Source organism: Promicromonospora sp. NPDC050880, assembly GCF_044456525.1.
Lineage (GTDB): Bacteria > Actinomycetota > Actinomycetes > Actinomycetales > Cellulomonadaceae > Promicromonospora.
The window spans coordinates 1-18,968 of record NZ_JBITFV010000015.1 but is presented as its reverse complement, the minus strand read 5'-3'; the positions used below and the strand labels follow the sequence as shown (position 1 = coordinate 18,968).

The 18,968-nt window shown below is 73.4% G+C and carries 13 protein-coding genes; 3 read left to right on the top strand and 10 right to left on the bottom strand.

What is annotated here, in order from left to right; translation table 11 throughout:
• Positions 1-54: 54 nt before the first annotated feature.
• Positions 55-834: an AraC family transcriptional regulator gene (locus ACIBBF_RS20365; protein ID WP_397416928.1), complete on the bottom strand. Its 780-nt coding sequence runs from the start codon at positions 832-834 to the stop codon at positions 55-57.
• A 108-nt stretch (positions 835-942) separates the two neighbouring features.
• Between ACIBBF_RS20365 and ACIBBF_RS20360 the strand changes: the two genes are divergently transcribed.
• On the top strand, positions 943-4,467 hold the full coding sequence (locus ACIBBF_RS20360) for a bifunctional proline dehydrogenase/L-glutamate gamma-semialdehyde dehydrogenase (protein ID WP_397416926.1): 3,525 nt from the start codon (positions 943-945) through the stop codon (positions 4,465-4,467).
• A 138-nt stretch (positions 4,468-4,605) separates the two neighbouring features.
• Here ACIBBF_RS20360 and ACIBBF_RS20355 read toward each other — a convergent pair whose 3' ends face one another.
• The 7 genes from ACIBBF_RS20355 to ACIBBF_RS20325 all read right to left on the bottom strand — a co-directional run bounded on the left by ACIBBF_RS20355 (position 4,606) and on the right by ACIBBF_RS20325 (position 12,830).
• A complete protein-coding gene (locus tag ACIBBF_RS20355) occupies positions 4,606-5,598 on the bottom strand; it encodes a LacI family DNA-binding transcriptional regulator (protein WP_397416924.1) in 993 nt (330 codons plus the stop codon).
• Between the two features lie 29 nt (positions 5,599-5,627).
• Positions 5,628-7,211, bottom strand: a complete 1,584-nt coding sequence (locus tag ACIBBF_RS20350; RefSeq protein ID WP_397417143.1) for a GH1 family beta-glucosidase — start codon at positions 7,209-7,211, stop codon at positions 5,628-5,630.
• Between the two features lie 5 nt (positions 7,212-7,216).
• Positions 7,217-8,131, bottom strand: coding sequence for a carbohydrate ABC transporter permease (locus ACIBBF_RS20345; protein ID WP_397416922.1), 915 nt, complete (start codon positions 8,129-8,131; stop codon positions 7,217-7,219).
• Complete coding sequence (locus ACIBBF_RS20340) at positions 8,128-9,144, bottom strand: carbohydrate ABC transporter permease (protein WP_397416920.1); 1,017 nt, start codon at positions 9,142-9,144, stop codon at positions 8,128-8,130. Before ACIBBF_RS20340 ends, ACIBBF_RS20345 begins: the two co-directional genes overlap by 4 nt.
• 155 nt (positions 9,145-9,299) lie before the next feature.
• Positions 9,300-10,619, bottom strand: a complete 1,320-nt coding sequence (locus ACIBBF_RS20335; protein WP_397416917.1) for an ABC transporter substrate-binding protein — start codon at positions 10,617-10,619, stop codon at positions 9,300-9,302.
• 187 nt (positions 10,620-10,806) lie between these two features.
• Positions 10,807-12,147, bottom strand: a complete 1,341-nt coding sequence (locus ACIBBF_RS20330) for an ABC transporter substrate-binding protein (protein WP_397416915.1) — start codon at positions 12,145-12,147, stop codon at positions 10,807-10,809.
• Between the two features lie 158 nt (positions 12,148-12,305).
• Entirely contained in the window at positions 12,306-12,830 is a 525-nt protein-coding gene (locus ACIBBF_RS20325; RefSeq protein WP_397416913.1) for a DUF2505 domain-containing protein, read from the bottom strand.
• A gap of 139 nt (positions 12,831-12,969) precedes the next feature.
• Between ACIBBF_RS20325 and ACIBBF_RS20320 the strand changes: the two genes are divergently transcribed.
• Positions 12,970-14,466 carry a sensor histidine kinase gene (locus tag ACIBBF_RS20320; RefSeq protein ID WP_397417141.1) on the top strand — a complete coding sequence of 499 codons (1,497 nt, stop codon included), beginning with the start codon at positions 12,970-12,972 and terminating at the stop codon, positions 14,464-14,466.
• Between the two features lie 48 nt (positions 14,467-14,514).
• Here the strand turns inward: ACIBBF_RS20320 and ACIBBF_RS20315 are convergent, their stop codons facing one another.
• The gene (locus ACIBBF_RS20315; RefSeq protein ID WP_026365970.1) at positions 14,515-14,763 is read right to left on the bottom strand and encodes a WhiB family transcriptional regulator; all 249 of its coding nucleotides are present in this window, start codon (positions 14,761-14,763) and stop codon (positions 14,515-14,517) included.
• A gap of 434 nt (positions 14,764-15,197) precedes the next feature.
• On the opposite strand from ACIBBF_RS20315, the gene ACIBBF_RS20310 reads away from it, so the two are divergent.
• Positions 15,198-15,470, top strand: a complete 273-nt coding sequence (locus tag ACIBBF_RS20310; RefSeq protein WP_397416911.1) for a hypothetical protein — start codon at positions 15,198-15,200, stop codon at positions 15,468-15,470.
• Here ACIBBF_RS20310 and ACIBBF_RS20305 read toward each other — a convergent pair.
• Entirely contained in the window at positions 15,418-18,384 is a 2,967-nt protein-coding gene (locus tag ACIBBF_RS20305) for an FtsK/SpoIIIE domain-containing protein (RefSeq protein ID WP_397416909.1), read from the bottom strand. The two genes, ACIBBF_RS20310 and ACIBBF_RS20305, sit on opposite strands and share 53 nt — an antisense overlap.
• Between the last annotated feature and the right edge of the window lie 584 nt (positions 18,385-18,968).

Here is an 18,968-nt window from a genome sequence, read left to right as displayed (position 1 = left end):
CGTCGTCGCGGCCAGTAACGGGTGGCCCGAGTTGTGCGGGTCGTACAGCCGGGGCTACGCCCGGGCACCCGGCGAGCGCCGCGACCGGCTCCGGAACGACGACGGCGTCTCGCCGGTCAGCCGCGCGAACGTGCGCGTGAAGGACGGCTGGTCGTAGAAGCCCGCGGCGGCGGCCACCTCGGCCAGGGGCACGGTGGTGGTCGTGAGCAGGTGGGCCGCGCGGTCGACGCGCAGCCGCAGCACGAGCTGCCGGGGCGAGAGCCCGAACACCCGGCGCACCCGGCGGTCCAGGGAGGCGGGGGCGCACCCGGCGAGCACGGCCAGGTCCGCCACGGAGGGCACCTCGCCGTGCTCGAGCAGGTCCTCGACCTGCCCGCGCAGGCGGGCCATGGCCTGGATCGTCGCGTCGTCGGCGTCGCCGGAGCGCAGGTCCTGCGACACCGACACGAGCCCCACGTACGCGCCGGACTCGTCGTGCAGGGGCAGCTTGGAGGTGAGGAACCAGCCGGGCGCCCCGCCCACGTGCCGGATCAGCTCCAGCTCGCCCCGCAGCGGCTTGTCGGTGGTGCGGACCAGCTCGTCCTGGCTCTCGTAGCGCTCGGCGAGCTCGGGCACGAACAGGTCGACGGCGCGCTTGCCGATCACGTCCCGGCGCGACCGCTCCCGCGTGCGGCCCACGAACACCTGGTTGACGACCACGTACCGGCCGTCGGCGTCCTTGGCGCAGAACATGACGCCGGACAGCTCGTCCATCAGGGCGACCATCGCGGGGTTCAGCGCTGTCAGCAGGGCCTTCGCCTCAGGCCGTGCCGCGCCGTTCGGCGTGTTGCTCATCGGGTTCCGATGCTACGCGGCGTACGCCGCCCGCCTTGGCCAAAACCGGTGCGGATCGCGAGTGATCCCGCCAATACATCCGGCGGGCACCGGGTGCACCCTGGAGACATGAAGACCTCTGCCCGGCGCGAGAGCGCCGCACCTGCCGACGTCCCGACCGGGGGCGCAGGCGCACCGGACAGCGCCGCCCCGCAGGCTCCGACCGAGCCCCCCGCGAAGCCCGCCGCCGACACCCTCGTCGAGGACGCCGTCGCCCTCGCCCGGACCTGGATCGGCACCGCCACGGGAACCACCGCCGGGGGCGCGACGGGCTCGAAGACCGACAAGGCCGTGGCCCGCGCCTCCGCCGCCCTGGGCGCCCTCGTCTCCGACCCCGCGGGCCTGGAGCTCGCCGTCGGCTTCGTCGACGACGTCGCCCGCCCGCAGGACGTCCACGTCGCCGCCAAGGCCCTGGCCCGTCTCGGCGCGAAGGCCGGCAGCGCCTCGTTCCTCAGCGCGAGCGACCGTGCGCTGTTCCGGGCCGGCGCGCTGGCCGCCCCGGTGCTGCCCGGCATCGTCGTGCCGGCCGCCCGCGCCCGCCTGCGCCAGCTCGTGGGCCACCTCGTGGCCGACGCCGGCTCCGGTCTCACCGCGCACCTGGCCCGCACCCGGGCCGAGGGCTACACCCTCAACGTGAACCTGCTGGGCGAGGCCGTGCTCGGCAAGGACGAGGCCGCCGCCCGCCTGGCCCGCACGATCGCCCTGGTGGAGCGCCCCGACGTCGACTACGTCTCCATCAAGGTCTCCAGCGTCGCCGCGCAGCTCGTCACGTGGGACCTCGACGGCTCCCGCGACCGCGTCGTCGAGCAGCTCCTGCCGCTCTACCGCTCCGCGCGCGACCACGGCGTGTTCCTCAACCTCGACATGGAGGAGTACCGCGACCTCGCCCTGACCACCGCGGTGTTCACCGACATCCTGGGCCGCGAGGAGTTCCGCGACCTGGAGGCGGGCATCGTGCTCCAGGCCTACCTCCCCGACGCCCTGGGCGCGCTGGACGGCCTCACCGAGTTCGCCGCGAAGCGCGTCGCGAACGGCGGCGCGCGCATCAAGGTCCGCATCGTCAAGGGCGCGAACCTCGCGATGGAGCACGTCGAGGCAGCCCTGCACGACTGGGCGCAGGCGCCGTACGCCACCAAGCCCGACGTCGACGCCAACTACGTGCGCATGCTCGACCACGCCCTGCGCCCCGAGCGCGCGCACGCCGTGCGCATCGGCGCGGCGTCGCACAACCTGTTCCACGTGGCGCTCGCGATCCTGCTGGGGCGGGCCCGCGGCGTCTCCGAGGCGCTCGACATCGAGATGCTCCAGGGCATGGCGCCCACCGAGGCCGCCGCCGTCCGCGACGAGGTGGCCAAGGACGGCGGCCGCGTGGTGCTCTACACCCCGGTCGTGCGTGACGAGGACTTCGACGTCGCCATCTCCTACCTGGTGCGCCGCCTGGAGGAGAACGCGGCCGAGCAGAACTTCCTGCACGCCGCGTTCGCGCCCGCCGCAGCCGCGCCGACGCCGCCGATGGACCGGCAGGAGGCCGCCTTCCGCGCCTCCGTGGAGCACGGCGTGCACTACTCGCCGGACGACGTCGCCCCGCGCCGCCGTCCGCGCCCCGAGCCCGCGGTGCCCGCCGGGCCGTTCCGCAACGCGGCCGACACCGACCCCGCCGTCGCCGCGAACCGCGCCTGGGCCGAGCAGGTCACGAGCACCCGCTCGGGGTACGTGCCGGCGCTCGCCGAGCCGCTCGCGACAGCCGCCCAGGTGGACGACGTCGTGGCCCTCGCCCGCCGGGCCGGCGCCGCCTGGGCCGAGGTGGCCCCTGCGGACCGGGCCCGCGTGCTGCGCGCGGCGGCCCAGCACCTGGAGGCCGCGCGCACCGACCTGGTCGCCGCGATGGTGCACGAGGCCGGCAAGACGGTGGCCGAGGCGGACCCCGAGGTCAGCGAGGCCGTCGACTTCGCCGCCTACTACGCGCAGGCGGCGGAGGCGCTCGACCCGACGTCGGAGGCATGGCCCGGCGCCCGGTACACGCCGGACGGCGTCACGCTGGTCACGCCGCCCTGGAACTTCCCCGTCGCGATCCCGATCGGCGGCGTGCTCGCGGGCCTGGCCTCCGGGTCGTCGGTGATCGCCAAGCCCGCCCCGCCCACGCCGCGCTGCCTGGAGATCGCGGTCGAGGCCGTGCACGCGGCCCTGGACGAGGTGGCCCCCGAGGTCGGGCTCGACCCGGCGCTCGCGCGCGCCGTCGCGCAGTTCGTCCGCGTGCCTGACGGTGACCTCGGCCGCCGCCTCGTGACGCACGACGGCGTGTCCCGCGTGATCCTGACCGGCGCGATCGAGACCGCGGAGATGTTCGCGTCCTGGCGCCCGGAGCTGCCGGTGCTGGCGGAGACGTCGGGCAAGAACGCGATCGTCGTGACGCCGTCGGCCGACCTCGACCTGGCCGTCGCCGACGTGGTGCGCTCCGCCTTCGGGCACGCCGGGCAGAAGTGCTCCGCGGCGTCCCTGGTGATCCTCGTCGGTTCGGTGGGCGACCCGCGCACCGCCACGGGGGAGCGGTTCCGCCGCCAGCTCGTCGACGCCGTGTCGTCGCTCGCCGTCGGCCCCGCCACCGACCTGGCCACCGTGATGGGGCCGCTCACGGAGCCCGCGCAGGGCAAGCTCCTGCGTGCGCTGACCACCCTGGAGGAGGGGGAGAGCTGGCTCGTGCGGCCGCGTCGCCTGGACGCCGTGGCGCAGGAGGCCGGGCTCGGCAAGGGCCGCCTGTGGACCCCGGGCGTGCGCGACGGCGTCCGCCCCGGCTCGTTCTTCCACCTCACCGAGGCGTTCGGGCCGGTGCTGGGCATCATGACCGCCCGCACCCTGGACGAGGCGCTCGCCCTCCAGAACGCTGTGTCGTTCGGCCTCACCGGTGGCATCCACTCGCTGGACGACGCCGAGGTGGAGCACTGGCTGGAGCGCGTCGAGGTCGGCAACGCGTACGTGAACCGGCACATCACCGGCGCGATCGTGCAGCGCCAGTCGTTCGGCGGCTGGAAGGCCTCCGTGGTGGGCTCCGGCGCCAAGGCGGGCGGCCCCAACTACGTGGCGCAGCTCGGCCGCTGGGCCGACGCGCCCGACGTGCCGTCGCGCACCGAGGACCCGGCGGGCTGGCTCGCCTGGGCGCGCGCCGACGACGCCCGCGCCTGGCTCACCGAGTTCTCCGCCGAGCACGACCCCTCGGGGCTGGGCGTCGAGTCGAACGTGTTCCGCTACCGGCCGGTGCCGGGCATCACGGTCCGGGTCGGCGCGGGCGCGCCGGACGTCGAGGTGCAGCGGGTGCTCGCCGCGGCCGCGCGGGCGGGCGTCCCGGCGACGGTCGTCGGGCAGGAGGTCACGGACGAGGCGTTCGCCGAGTCCGTCGCCGACGGCGTGGTGACCGGCCGCATCCGCGTGGTGGGTGAGGCCCCCGGCCTGCGCGACGCGGCCGCGAGCCGCCTCGGCTCGGTCACGGTGCTGGACGGCCCGGTCCTGGCGAGCGGCCGCCGCGAGCTGCTGACGATGCTCCGCGAGCAGGCGGTCAGCCGCACGATGCACCGCTACGGCCACCAGCGCACCGCGTAGGCGGACGCGGGAAGGTGTCTTCCGCAGCTCGGTTGCTCTGTGTAGACAATGTCTACGCAGAGCAACCGAGCTGAGCGGGCAGGGTCATCCCCGGGGGCGGCGAGGTGCGGCCGCGCGCGGCGTCCCCGCAGCCGGGCCTCAGGCGGAGTCGCCCTCGATGAGGCGGGGGGCGAAGATGCGGCGCTCGTCGCGGACCGGACGGCCCGCGACCAGGTCGACCAGCATGCTCGTGGCCGCCCCGACCATCTGGACCACCGGGTTGTGCACGGTCGTCAGGCGCGGCGACGTCGTCTCGGCGATGCCGAGGTCGTCGAACCCGACCACCGACACGTCGCCGGGCACGGACCGGCCGCGCTCGGCGAGCACCCGCAGCGTGGCCTCGGCCATGAGGTCGGACGCCGCGAAGATCCCGTCCAGGTCGGGGTGCTGGTCCAGCAGGCGGGCGGCCGCGACGGCCGCCCCCGCCACGGTGAAGTCGCCCTCGACGATCGCGTCGTCGGGCAGGCCGGCGTCGCGCAGGGCGTCCCGCCAGCCGGTCATCCGGTCCACACCGGCGGGCATGTCGAGCGGTCCGGTGATGGTGCCGATGCGGCGCCGCCCGCGGTCGATCATCCGCTGCGTGGCGAGGCGGCCGCCGGTGACGTTGTCGACGTCCACGTAGCGCAGGCCGCGTGAGAACTGCGGGTCGGGCTCGAACAGGCGCCCGACGAACACCGCGGGCAGGCCCGCCGGGCCGAGCTCCGTCTCGAGGTGGTCGCCCCGGTGGTGCGAGGCCACGATCACGCCGTCCACATGGCCGCTGCGCAGGTAGCGGCCCACGCGCCCGCGCTGCTCGCCCGGCCGGGCGAGCAGCAGCACGAGCTGGAGGTCCGTCCCGGCCAGCCCCTCGCTGACGCCCGCGAGGGTGCCGGAGAGGAACGGGTCGGTGAGGATGCGCTGGTCCGGCTCGGGCACCACGAGGGCGATCGAGTCGGTCCGCCGGGTCACGAGCGAGCGTGCGGCCCGGTTCGGTGCGTACCCGAGGCGGGCGACGGCGTCGTCCACCGCCGCCTGCGCCTCGGGGGAGACACGCAGGCCACCGTTGATGGCGCGCGACGCAGTGGACCGGGACACCCCGGCCGCCTGTGCCACGTCATCCAGGGTGGGTGGGCCTGAGGTCGTCACGCCTGGGGAACCGCCTTGTCGTCGCCGTCGTCGTCAGGGCGCGCCGGCCGGTCCGGAACGGCGTTGGCCCGCGCGACCTGACCGTACCAGCGGCCGGAGGCCTTGACCGTGCGCTCCTGCGTCTCGTAGTCGACGCGCACGAACCCGAAGCGCTTGCCGTAGCCCCACGCCCACTCGTAGTTGTCGAGCAGCGACCACCCGAAGTAGCCGCGCACGTCGGCACCCTCGTCGATCGCGTCCTTGACGGCGCGCAGGTGCACGTCGACGAACTCCAGGCGCTGCTGGTCGTCCACGAACCCGTCGGCGTCGGGGACGTCCTCGTAGGCGCTGCCGTTCTCCGTCACGTACAGGGCGATGCCGCGCGGGCCGGTGTAGTCCTGCTGCAGGCGCAGCAGCAGCCGGGTCAGCCCCTCGGGCTGCACCTCCCAGTTCTGGGCGGTCACGGGCAGGCCGCGCGGGTGCGTGTACGCGCCGTCGCCGCCCGGGAACGGGGACGACGACGGCCGGGTCACCGGTGCGCCGCCGTCCAGCGGGTGCTCGGCAGGCCGCGCCGACACGGCGTTGCCGTGGTAGTAGTTCACGCCCAGGGAGTCGATGGGCGTCGAGATGATCTCGAGGTCGCCCTCCTGGATGTGCCGCTCCAGCCCGTACTCACGCACGTCCTCCAGCACGTCGGCCGGGTAGGCGCCGCGCAGGATCGGGTCGGCGAAGATGCGGGTGAACCCGCCGTCGAGCCGGCGCGCGGCGTCGACGTCGGCGGGGTCGTCCGGGTCCAGCGGGTCCTCGACCTCGAAGTTGAGGGTGATGCCGAGGTTCGCGTCGGGCGCGCGCTCGCGCAGCGCCTGCACGGCCAGGCCGTGGGCGAGCATGAGGTGGTGCGCGGCGGCCAGACCGTCTTCGCGGGACTGCCGGCCCGGCGCGTGCTGGCCGCCCGTGTAGCCCAGGAACGCGGCGCACCACGGCTCGTTGAGCGTGGTCCACACGTCGACGCGGTCGCCGATCGCCTCGTGCATCGTCACGGCGTAGTCGCGGAACCGGTAGGCGGTGTCGCGGTTCACCCAGCCGTTCGACTCGGCCTCGATCGCCTGCGGCAGGTCCCAGTGGTAGAGCGTGAGCCAGGGCAGGATGCCCGCGCCCAGCAGCTCGTCCACCAGCCGGTCGTAGTAGGCCAGGCCGGCCGGGTTCACCTCGCGCCCGCCCGGGATCACCCGGGCCCACGACGTCGAGAACCGGTAGGCCTTGATGCCGAGGTCCTTCATGAGCGCCACGTCGGCCGGGTAGCGGTGGTACTGGTCGCACGCGACCTCGCCGTCGTCCTGGTTCAGGACGGCGCCCGGCACCTTCGCGAACACGTCCCAGACGGAGTCCTCGCGGCCGTCGGTGTGCGCGGCACCCTCGACCTGGTAGGCGGCCGTGGCCGCCCCCCAGAGGAAGCCCTCGGGGAAGGCGACGGTGCCGGACGCGTTGGCCGACGGCGCGGTGCGGGGCGCGCTCGGCGTGAACGGCAGGGCGGTCCCGGGCGCGGGCACGCGGACCGCGGCGGGATCGGTCTTGAAGCTCTGGGTGAGCTCGCGGGTCATCTGGGTCATCCCTTCACGGCTCCCTGCATGATGCCTGCGACGAGCTGCTTGCCGACGAAGACGAAGATCACCAGCAGCGGCAGCGTCACGAGGAACACGCCGCCCATGACCAACGAGTAGTCCACGAAGTAGTTCGACTGCAGCGACTTTACGACGAGTGGCAGTGTCGGGTTCTCCGAGTTGAGCACGATCGACGGCCAGAAGAAGTTGGTCCACTGCTGGACGAACGTGAACAGGCCGAGCATCGCCGCCGCCGGCCGGGCGGCAGGCAGCGCGATGCTCCAGAACGTGCGGATCATCGAGGCGCCGTCCACGCGGGCCGCCTCGATGAGCTCGTACGGCAGCGACTCCGACAGGTACTGCGTCATCCAGAACACGCCGAACGCCGTGACCAGGGCGGGCACGATGACCGCCTGGAGCTTGCCGATCCAGCCGAGGTCGGTCATGAGGATGTACATGGGGATGACGCCGAGCTGCGTCGGCACCGCCATCGTCGCGATGACGAACACCAGCAGGGGTCCGCGCCCGCGGAAGCGCAGCTTCGCGAACGAGTACCCGGCGAGCGTGGAGAACAGCACCACGGACACCGACACGAGGATCGAGATGATCAGCGAGTTCGCCAGCGCCTTCCAGAAGTTGATCTGGGTGGACTCGATGACGGTCTGGAACTGCGTGAACAGCGACAGGTCGGGGAGCCACTGCGGCACCGCGTTGCGCGAGATCTCGACCGGGTCGGACGAGCCGAGCAGCAGCGTGAAGTACAGCGGGAAGGCCGAGACGAGCAGCACGATCCCGAGCAGGGTGTAGACGATCCAGCCGGCGCGGCGGGTGCCGCCCGAGGACCTCCGGGACCGGCGGCGCGCGGCCGCCCGGGCGGCACCCGCTCCCGCGGTCTGGGCGGTGACGGCGACGGAGCTCATGCGTTCCCCCTGGTGCTGCTCGTGCGGGTGGTCTTCCTGGTGGCGTCGGACGTCGAGATCCGCCGCGTGACCAGGAAGTTCACGAGGCCGATGAGGACGATCAGGAGGAACAGCAGCCAGGCGACGGCCGAGGCGCGCCCGAGACTGTGCTGGTCACCCCAGGCGAGGTCGTAGAGGTACACGACCGTGGTCATCCAGTTCTGGTCCGGGCCGCCGAGGCCGTACACGTCGAACATGCGGACCTCGTCGAAGATCTGCAGGCCGCCGATGGTCGAGGTGATGACGACGAAGATGATCGTGGCGCGGATCTGGGGCACCGTCACGGAGAAGAACTGGCGCACGCGGCCGGCACCGTCGATGACGGCGGCCTCGTAGAGCTCGCGCGGCACGGCCTGCATCGCGGCCAGGAAGATGAGCGCGTTGTAGCCCGTCCAGCGGTAGTTGACCATCGTGGCGATGGCGAGGTGGCTGGCGAGCCGGTCGCCGTGCCAGGCCACCGGGTCCATCCCGACCACGCCGAGGATCGAGTTGATCAGGCCGTACTGGTCGGCGAACAGGCGGCCGAAGATCATCGACACGGCGACGGGCGCCACCACGTAGGGGATCAGCACGCCCATGCGCCAGAACGTCGCGGCGCGCAGGTTCTGGTCCAGCAGGGCGGCGATCGTGATCGCGACGATCACCTGGGGCACCGACGACAGCACGAAGATGGACAGCGTGTTGCCCAGGCTCTTCCAGAACGTGGGCTGCGCCAGCACGTCGGAGAAGTTCTGCAGGCCCACGAAGTCGCCCTGCCCGCCCAGCAGGCTCCAGTCGTGGACCGACACGTAGGCCGTGTACGCGAGCGGGAACAGGCCGGTCACCGCGAACAGGACGAAGAACGGCGAGATGTACAGGTAGGGCGAGAGCTTCACGTCCCAGCGGCCGAGCCGCTGGGAGAAGCCGAGCCGGCGCGGCTCGCGCCGCGGTGCACCGGAGCCCGGTGCCGATCGTTGAGGTGTCAGGACAGCCATGTCATCTTCCCGGTCTTCCGCCGCGTCGTCGTCGGGTGGTCACTTCCTGCGACGTGCCGGGCACCCAGGTCACGCGGGTGACCTGTGTGCCCGGCACGTCGGCGGTGCGGCTCAGGCGCTGTCGGCAGCGCCCGGGCCTGCGGTGTCGCTACGGATCAGCCGAGGGCCGCGGCCTTCTCGACGGCCTCGTCCCACGCCTCCTCCGGGGACTGGGACTTGGTCAGGTCCACGCGGTTCAGCGCGTTGGTGACCTCGTCACGGATGGCGAAGTAGTGCGCGCCCTTGTACGGGGCACCCTCGATCGACTGGGCACGGGTGGAGAAGATCTGACCCACCGGGGCGTCGTTGAAGAACTCGTTGGTGAAGCTCTGGACGGCCTCGGACTCCTGCGCCTCGATCTGCGACGGGAAGGTACCCGAGGTCTCGAACGCCTTGGTCTGCTGCTCCGGAGCGGTCAGCCACGCGGCGAGCTCCTTGGCCGCCTCGGTGTGCTCGCCCGAGGCCGGCACGGTGAGGAACGAACCGCCCCAGTTGCCGCCGCCACCGGGGAAGACGTCGGCGATGTCCCAGCCCTCGATGCCACCGGAGTTCTGCTCGATCGGGCCCGTCATCCAGGCCGGGCAGAGCATCGTGGCGAAGGCGTCGGCCTGGAAGCCGGCGACCCAGTCGTCGCCCCACTGCTCGAGACCGGCCGAGAGGTCGCCGGACGACGCGGTGATCTCGTCGTAGATGTCCTTGACGTCGGTGTTCGTCGCGAGGTCGGTGGGCTCACCCGTCTCCGGGTCCTCGAACGCGGCGGGGAGCTGGTTGATCATGCCCTGGAACGTGCCGGCGGCGCTGTCGTACCAGGCGGCGTCGGACTCCTTGACGAAGTCCTTGCCCACCTCGAAGTAGTCCTCCCACGTGGCGTCCTCGCCACCGAGCAGCTCCGCGACCTCCTCGCGGTCGGTCGGCAGACCGGCCTCCTCGAACAGGTCGGAGCGGTAGCAGATGGCCTCCGGGCCGATGTCGGTGCCGTAACCGATCACCTTGCCGTCGGGCGTGGTGGCCTGCTGCACCTTCCAGTCCACCCAGCGGCCGTCGAGCTCCGGGTCGGCCAGGTCGGTGAACAGGTCGGGGTACTGCGAGAGCTCCGGCAGCCAGTCGACCTCGATGGCCTCGATGTCGGCCAGGCCCTCGCCACCGGCGGCGAGCTTGGTGGTCATGTTGCTGCGGGCGTCGTCGGTCGTGGCCGCCTTGACGTGCTCGACCGTGACGTTCGGGTGCTCCTTCGTGTACTCGGCGAGCATCTCGTCCGTGTAGCCGAAGTCGTTGAACGTCGCGACCTTCAGGGTGATGGGGCCGTCCTCCTCGGCGGCCCCCTCGTCGGACCCGCCGCCGCAGGCGGTGAGCGCGAGGGCGACGGCGGCCACGCCGGCGGTCGCCTGGAGGGTACGGGCGACGGGACGCCGCATGGGTCGGGTACTGCTCAGCACTGGGGACTCCCTTGTCGTGCGGTCTGGGTGCTACGGGTCGAGCTCGGCGCGGTCGCGTGCGGGCACGGCGGCGTACCGGATCTGGGAGCGCTTCCATACTCAGGTGTGGTAGCGCTCCCACGGGCACAGATCGTTGCGCCGCCCACCGTGTCGTGTCAAGGCGGGCAACGGGCGAACCTTGGTTCGGTCACTGCTTGATCCGGATGTCCCCGGTGCTCTGGACGGCCTGGTTCCAGGCGATCTCGGGGCTGTTGTTGCCGGCGTCGACGGCGGCCAGCGCGTTGTTGAGCTCGTCGCGGATCGCGAAGTAGTACGGGCCCTTGTAGGGCGCGCTGTCGATGGACTGGGCCCGCGCCGTGAAGATCTTGCCGACCGGGGCGTTGTTGAAGAAGGGGTTGACGTAGCCCTGGACGGCCTCGGAGTCCTGCGCCGCGATCTGCGACGGGAAGGCGCCTGCCGTCGTGAAGGCTGTGGTCTGCTGCTCGGGTGCGGTGAGCCAGGCGGCGAGCTTCTTCGCCTCCTCGGGGTACGCGCCGGCCGACGGGACGGCGAGGAAGGAGCCACCCCAGTTGCCGCCGCCGCCGGGGAAGACGTTGGCCACGTCCCAGCCCTGCACGCCCGGGGAGTAGGACTCGATCGGACCCATCATCCAGCCCGGGCACAGCATGGTCGCGAAGGCGTCCTCCTGGAAGCCGGCGGTCCACTCGGGGGTCCACTGCTCCAGGCCGGCCGAGAGACCGTCGGCGATGGCGCCGGTGATCTGGTCGTAGATGACGCGGACGTCGTTGTTGATGGCCAGGTCGGTCGGCAGCTGCGTCGCCGGGTCCTCGAACGCGGCGGGGAGCTGGTTGACCATGCCCTGGAACGTGCCGGTCGTGCCGTCGAACCAGGCTGCCTCGGACTGTGCCGTGAACTGGCGGCCCACCTCGAAGTAGCGCTCCCACGTCGCGTTCTTGCCGCCGAGCAGCTCCGCGACCTCCTCGCGGTCGGTCGGCAGACCGGCCTCCTCGAACAGGTCGGAGCGGTAGCAGATCGCCTCCGGGCCGATGTCCGTGCCGTAGCCCAGCAGCTTGCCGTCCGGAGTGGTCGCCTGCGCCACCTTCCAGTCGACCCAGCGCTTGGTGACCTCGGGGTCCGTCAGGTCCTCGAAGAGGTCCGAGTGCTCCATGAGCTCGGGCATCCAGTCGACCTCGGCCGCGACCACGTCGGCGAGCTCGGAGCCGTCACCGGTGGTGAAGGCCTTGAGCATCTGCAGCCGGGCCTCGTCCGAGGTGGGCGCCACGACGTGCTCGACGGTGACGTTCGGGTTCTCCTCGGTGTACTTGGCGAGGAGCTCGTCCGTGTACCCGAAGTTGTTGAACGTCGACACCGTGAGGGTGATCGGGCCGTCGGCGCCGCCGTCGCCCGCGGGGTCCTGCCCCAGGAGCGAGCCGCAGGCCGAGAGGGGCAGGACGACGACCGTCAGCGCGGCGAGGGCCGCGCGCCGGCGCGCGGTGCGACCTCGAACCGATCTGATGTTGCTGGGCACTGGGACTCCTCAGTGGTCAGGACGCATGCGTGTCACGTTGTGAGAGCGATATGAGAGCACAAAAATGCGCACATCAGACACGAATGTTCGCACAACGTCCCCGTGCGACGGCAGGGCCCGGATCCGGCGTTCTTCGCACGGACCGCCGGAGCCGGCGGTCAGCTCGTCCCGCTGCGCCTGCCTGCCAGCCAGTCCCGGCCGGCCTCCGCCTCGGTCTCGAGCGTGGTGCGCACCGCCGAGACCGCGGCCTCCTCGATCACCGAACCGAACAGCGGCACCGTCGCCCGGACGTCGCCCGCGTAGGTCAGCCGCGTGCCGCCGTCGGGCTGCGTCGTGAGGTTCGCCGTGGCCGTGACGCGGACGGGCGCACCCAGGATCTCGACGGCCACCGTGCCGGTGCGCCGGTCGTCGGACGCCGCCTCCCAGGCCTCCGCCTGCCGGATCTCCAGGTGCGCGCCGACGAACGGGCGGGCCTGCACGGGGATGATGTCGGTCGGCAGGGTGCGCCGCACCACGACGGTGAATCCTGCGGCGGCGGTCCCGGTGACGTCCGCCTGCTCGACCACGCCGTTGACGGATCCGGTCGAACGCTGGGCGCGCCAGCGGACGAACGTCTCGTCGGCGAGCATCGCGGCGACGTCGTCGATGTTCGCGGGGAACGTCAGGTCCACTGTCAGGTGCACGGGCTTCCTCCTCGCGGCGACGGGGCATGCCGGTGGTGGAACTCTAACCGACGCGGTGCCCACGGCCCCCGGCGGGTACACGTCTGCCCCTCGGCAGGCCATGGCACGGTTCCGGCATAGGCTGGGGTGCGTGTCCGCGATGAGTGACCTGATCCTTGAGCACGCCGACCTCGAACCAGCAGACGTAGAGTGGCTGCACCTCCTGGTCGGCGACTGGCAGGTGGTCTCGGACCTCGCGTTCGCGGACCTGGTGCTGTGGCTGCCCACCGACGACGGGCGGTTCGTGGCGATCGCCCAGTGCCGCCCCTCGACGGGTGCGACGGTGCACTACGACGACATCGTCGGTTCCTTCGCCCCTGAGGGCCAGCGCCCGCAGCTCGCACGGGCGATGGACGAGGCCAAGGCACAGCGCGCCCGCGAACCGCGCTGGTTCGGCGCGTACGCGGTGCGCGAGGAGGCGATCCCCGTGGTCCACAAGGACACGGCGATCGCGGTGGTCGCGCGGCAGACCAATCTCGGCTCGGGCCGTACGCCGTCGCGCCTGGAGCTGAACTACGTCGAGGCCGCCGACGACCTCGTGGCGATGATTCCCCGCGGCGAGTTCCCGCTGCCCAACGCGGCGACCGGCTCGCGCCGCGGCGCCCCGCGCGTGGGTGACGGCCTGATCCGGCTCAACTCCGAGGGCGAGGTCCTGTACGCGAGCCCGAACGCCCTGTCGTGCTTCCACCGGCTCGGCGTGATCGGCCCCCTCGTGGGGCAGTCGCTCGTCGAGGTGACGGCGGAGCTGGTGGAACAGCTCCAGCCCGTGGACGAGTCGCTGCCGCTCGTGGTGATGGGCCGCGCGCCGTGGCGCACCGACATCGAGGCGCACGGGGTGTCGTTGTCGCTGCGCGCGATGCCGCTGACCGACCGCGGGCAGCGCATCGGGGCGGTGCTGCTGTGCCGCGACGTGTCCGAGCTGCGCCGTCGCGAGCGGGAGCTCATCACCAAGGACGCGACGATCCGTGAGATCCACCACCGGGTCAAGAACAACCTGCAGACCGTGGCCGCGCTGCTGCGGCTCCAGGCGCGGCGCATGGACGTGCCCGCGGCCAAGGAGGCGCTGGAGGAGGCGATGCGGCGCGTGTCGACGATCGCCCTGGTGCACGAGAGCCTGTCGCAGACCCTCGACGAGCAGGTCGAGCTCGACGACATGGTGGGCCGGGCCCTGCGGCTGACCGCCGACGTGGCCTCGGCGGGTACGTCCGTGCGCACGGTGCGCACCGGATCGTTCGGCATGGTGCCCGCGCAGGACGCGACGCCGCTCGCCCTGGTGCTCACGGAGCTGGTCACGAACGCGGTGGAGCACGGGTTCGTCGGCCGGTCGTCGGGCACCGTCGAGATCGGCGTGGAGCGGGACAACGCCGACCTCCGCGTGATCGTCGCGGACGACGGGGTGGGCCTGCCGCAGAACGGCGGCCGCGGCGGGCGCGGCCCGGGCAGCGGCCTGGGGACGCAGATCGTGCGGACGCTCGTCACCAACGAGCTCGGGGGGACCATCGAGTGGTCTGCCCGCGAGGGTGGCGGTACTCAGGTCGAGCTGCAGCTCGTGCTGCGGGCGACCGACGGGGCCGGGAAAGACGTGAGCCGCGCCTGAGCGGAGGGGGAGTGCTCAGGCGCGGCTCACACAGAGCGTCGCGGGGTGTCAGCCGGCGCGGCGGGCGCGGGCGGTGCGGCGCTTGAGCGCGCGGCGCTCGTCCTCACTCATACCGCCCCAGACGCCGGCGTCCTGGCCGGACTCGATCGCCCACTTGAGGCAGGTGTCGACGACGTCGCAGCGACGGCACACGGCCTTCGCCTCCTCGATCTGCAGCAGGGCGGGGCCCGTGTTGCCGATCGGGAAGAACAGTTCGGGGTCCTCTTCGAGGCATGCTGCGCGGTGGCGCCAGTCCATGGTCACGTACTCCTTGGAAGGAACTACCCGCCGTCCGGCTCGCCACGTGGGAGCATCGTCGTCGTGCGTGTGGGGCGCTCAGTTCTGGGGTGGATCGTTTTCCGATCCCTGGCGCCAGCGGCGACCGACGGGGGTCTGTTCGAGGTGTGTGTGGATTGCTGCATCTAGGTTCACACGCTCGTGAACGCTCGCACAAGGGGTTACGGCGAAGTTTCTCGATCGTGAACCCTGAGGTATCCGTCACACTATTGTGAATTGCCCGCCCACCAGTATCCTAGTCCGTCGTGCCCGTACTGAAAGCCTTTTTCGCACCTCGTGTTCCGGCGTTTCTCCGTGCCCTCGTGATCGGCGTGGTCGTTGAGGTGATCGGCCTCCTGGCATTCGCCGTGGTGTTACTTGGTGAACTCCTTACGGGTGGTTCCACGTCGGTGGGAGTGAGCCTCTTTCTCGTTGTGTTCCTCCTGGCTGTCGGCTGGGTTCTCGTGGTGTCCGCGCGTGCACTTCTGATCGGCCGGCGTTCGGGTCGCGGACCCGTCGTGACCTGGCAGCTCTTCCAGATCATCGGGTCGGTGGCGGCCGTCGGGAGCGGCACCGGCATCGCGGTGGCGGGCGGCTGGGTCGCCCTGCTGATCGCCGTCGCGGTCGGTGTCCTGCTCATGACGCCGTCCGTGGTCGCGGCGACGTCGGAGACCGGCTCCGCCGACTGACCGGCGGACCGGTCAGGGGCTCGAGCACCTGGCACAGCACCGGGCCGGCGCGACCGCACCAGGCGGCTCGGCCGGGCGGACCGCCCGTCCCGGCGAGCGGCACGGGTGCGCCCAGCACGACGTCGGCCGCGCGGTCGGTGCCCAGCAGCACGAGCCTCGGCCCCACGCGGGCCGCCAGGCCGCCCACCGACGGGCCGTCGGCGGACAGCGCGAACGCGGCGCCGGAGCGCAGCGCCGCCGCCGGGAGCGCGCCGCGTGCCTCCTCCGCGCCGTCCACGACGACGAGGGTGCGGGCGGCGCCCGCGGGGTCGAACGACCCGCCGGACAGCATCTCCGCCAGGCCCCTGGCATCGTCCGGCTCGTGGGTGCCGCCGTAGCCGGGGTGGTCGCGCAGCGCGGCGAGACCTGCCCCGTCACGGGTGACGGCGTGCACCGTCCAGCCCCGGTCGAGCGCGGCGAGCGCGACCGTGACAAGTGCCGTGGTGCGCCCCGAACGTGCCCGGCCGAGCACCGCCAGGTGCCCGTCGGCCGGATCCCAGACCACCGTCGTGCGGCGCTGGTGGTCCGGGTCGTCCCCGAGGGCGAGCACGAGGCCATGGCGATCGCGCCGGCTGCGGGGCGGGAGATCGGCGACGGTGGCCCGCCGTGGCAGCGCCGGGAGCCAGGGTGGGTCGCTCGGTCCCTGGCCCAGGGTGGCCGCCGCCTGCCGGACCGTGTCGACCACCAGCGTCGCGGAGTCCGGCGCGATCGCCCCGGGTGCTGTGCGGCTGCCCCCGACCGTGTACCTGCCGGGGTCGTCGGGCCCGGCCAGGGGGCGGTCGGCACCGGCCGGGGCGCGGCGGACCAGCGGCATCTCGGGCGGGACCGCCGCGCCCGCGTGCGCGCACTGCAGCACCACGGGCGGCGCCGATCCCAGGCGAAGCACCGCCCGGCCCGGGAACGTGGCGGGCAGATGGGCCGCGGCCGGGTCGTCGAGCACGTCACGCGACTCCAGCGGGTCGGTGACCCGGAGCGCGACCCGCGCGCTGACGTTGGCCCGGAGGTCCGGTCCGACGGCCCCGCCCGGCCGCTGGGTCGCGAGCACCAGGTGCACCCCGAGCGACCGCCCCTGGGCGGCGGCACGCAGGAGGGCGGGCAGGAACTCGGGCAGGTCGTCGGACAGGGCGCGGAACTCGTCGATCACCACCACGAGGCGGGGGAGCGTCCCACGCGGTAGCGCAGCGACGTCGGGCACGCCGTGGGCGGCCAGGATGCGCTCGCGGCGCTGCAGCTCGGCCCGCAGGCCGGCCAGGGCCCGCCCGGCGAGGCCGGGGTCGAGGTCCGTCACCTGGCCCACGACGTGCGGCAGGCCGGAACACGCCCCGAGGCTCGCGCCGCCCTTGAAGTCCACCAGCAGGAGGGCCAGGTCGGCGGGCGGCCGGGTCAGCGCGAGGCCGAGCACGAGCGTCTGGAGCAGCTCCGACTTGCCCGACCCCGTGGTGCCCGCGACGAGCAGGTGCGGTCCGTCCCGGACCAGGTCGAGGCGGACCGCCGTACCGCCGGCGCCGACACCGAGCGGCACCGCCCAGCCGTGCGCACCGGCCCACCGCCTCGCGAGGGCGCTCGGGTCCGGCGTCCGGGGGAGGCCGTGCACCACGGCCAGAGGGGCGACCACGGGCAGGCCGTCGCCCGGCGCCAGAGGGGTCCGGCCGAGCCGGGCCGCTCCCGCGAGCAGCCGGGCCAGGTGCTCGGCCCAGTCGGCGCCGACCCCCACGAGAGGCACGGTCCGGGTCGCGCCGTCCGGCCCGGTGATCCGGACCCGGCGGGCGTCGAGCACGCGCACGATCGCGCGGCAGCCCGCCGGGACGGTGCCGACCGACACGACGAGCCCGGGGCGGGCTGCGGCGTCGGCGGGCCCGGCCGGGCCGTCCGTCACGAGCACCAGCGGGCCGCCGGGTGGTAGCCAGCGGACCCAGGACCAGCCCGGGGCGTGACCCCGCAGCAGCACCCGCGCCCCGCGGACGGCCAGGCGGGCGACGAGCGCGCGGGCGACGGCCCGTGCAGCGTCCGGGGGGCCGAGCACGGCGACCGTGCCGTCGTGCAGGAGTCGTTCCCACGGGTCGTCGTGCGGTGCCGTCAGGAGGTGCGCGCCGGACCCGGGTGCCATGTCGAGCGGGCCGGTGGGCTGCGTCGCGCCGGGGGAGGTCACGGCCCAGGCCTGCCGGGCGGTGGCCCAGGCGCCCGGCGAGACGTGGAGTGCGGCGTGGGCGTAGGCGAGGAGTGCGGCGGGCCCCGGCAGCGGACCAGGACGGCCCGGGATGGCGGGCGGGGCGGCGCCGCGGCGTCGGGCCTGGCGGAGCTGGGGTACCGCCACAACCAGGCTGAGCAGCGAAAACGCCGCCAGGAGCGGCTGGTGGAGGGCAGCGGCGAGGCCGAGCGACGCCACCACGGGCAGCAGCGGATACAGCCACGGCACCCCGCCGAGCGCGGCGTCCGCCCGGGGCGTGAGCCAGGTGGCGGGACCGCCCGACCGGCGCACCACGGACCGACCGCCCGTCCGCCCCCAGGCACGCAGCGCGGCGAGCAGTCCCGGGGCACCGGTGACCGTCCCGGCGTCGGACCCGGTGACGCGGGCGACGAGCCAGGGTGAGCCGGCGCCGGTCAGCGGGCCCGCCGGGGGCGGGGCCTCCGGTGCGCCGGGCCGTTCCGTCCTGATGACCGCACCGGGCAGCAGCGGACGCTCGCCCACGACCCGGTCGTCGGCCAGCCGCTCGCCGTCGACGGACAACGGGGCGTGCCGCAGCTCCGGGCGGCGGGTCAGGGCCGCGAGGTCTACGCGCAGCTCGCCCAGCCGGGCGCCGGGGCGCAGCAGCACGTCCTCGCCGGGGTGGACGGTCACCCGCACGGCGTCGGCGGGGGCCAGGGTTCGGGTCATGTCGTCCAGCCTCGCGCGGTGCGTCCCGGTGCCCCGGACGAGGTGGGGAGACCTGTGCACGACCCCGGTTTCCACAGGGGTCTCGTCGCGCTCGCTACGGCACAACCCCTGGGTGAGTGCCCCTACCCGGGGCCGACGAGGCGTACGACCAGGGGATGACGCGATGGGTGAAGGATCAGGCCGACGCCCGATGTACCCGGTGCCGGCGTCTCCGTAGGTTCAGTGGTGCCGGCCGTACCGGGGTCCACCCGGGAAGGCCGGACCACTTCCGGTCGGCGGCCGGGGCACGGTGCCCCGGCCGTCGCACCCGGCGCGACGCCACCGGCGGTCCGCTGCCGCGGCCGGCCGTGCGCGGCGAGCGCGAACGGCCGGCAGCACCCCGCAGCGACGATCCGTCCCGCAGGAACGAACCGAGGAGAATCACGTGGACACCACTGTGTACGTCCCGGCCGGTCACCCGGCCCCGGCCCCGGGCGGTGCCGCCCGTGCCGTGCGGGCCCGTTCCCTGACCAAGACCTACGGCCGTGGCCAGGCCGTGGTCCAGGCCCTGGACGGCGTGGACGTCGACTTCGAACAAGGCCGCT

Excerpts from the sequence above, each read along its gene's own strand:
- ACIBBF_RS20365 (WP_397416928.1), bottom strand. The coding sequence starts at position 834 with ATGAGCAACACGCCGAACGGCGCGGCACGGCCTGAGGCGAAGGCCCTG.
- ACIBBF_RS20360 (WP_397416926.1), top strand. The coding sequence starts at position 943 with ATGAAGACCTCTGCCCGGCGCGAGAGCGCCGCACCTGCCGACGTCCCG.
- ACIBBF_RS20350 (WP_397417143.1), bottom strand. The coding sequence starts at position 7,211 with ATGACCCGCGAGCTCACCCAGAGCTTCAAGACCGATCCCGCCGCGGTC.
- ACIBBF_RS20345 (WP_397416922.1), bottom strand. The coding sequence starts at position 8,131 with ATGAGCTCCGTCGCCGTCACCGCCCAGACCGCGGGAGCGGGTGCCGCC.
- ACIBBF_RS20340 (WP_397416920.1), bottom strand. The coding sequence starts at position 9,144 with ATGGCTGTCCTGACACCTCAACGATCGGCACCGGGCTCCGGTGCACCG.
- ACIBBF_RS20320 (WP_397417141.1), top strand. The coding sequence starts at position 12,970 with ATGAGTGACCTGATCCTTGAGCACGCCGACCTCGAACCAGCAGACGTA.
- ACIBBF_RS20315 (WP_026365970.1), bottom strand. The coding sequence starts at position 14,763 with ATGGACTGGCGCCACCGCGCAGCATGCCTCGAAGAGGACCCCGAACTG.
- ACIBBF_RS20305 (WP_397416909.1), bottom strand. The coding sequence starts at position 18,384 with ATGACCCGAACCCTGGCCCCCGCCGACGCCGTGCGGGTGACCGTCCAC.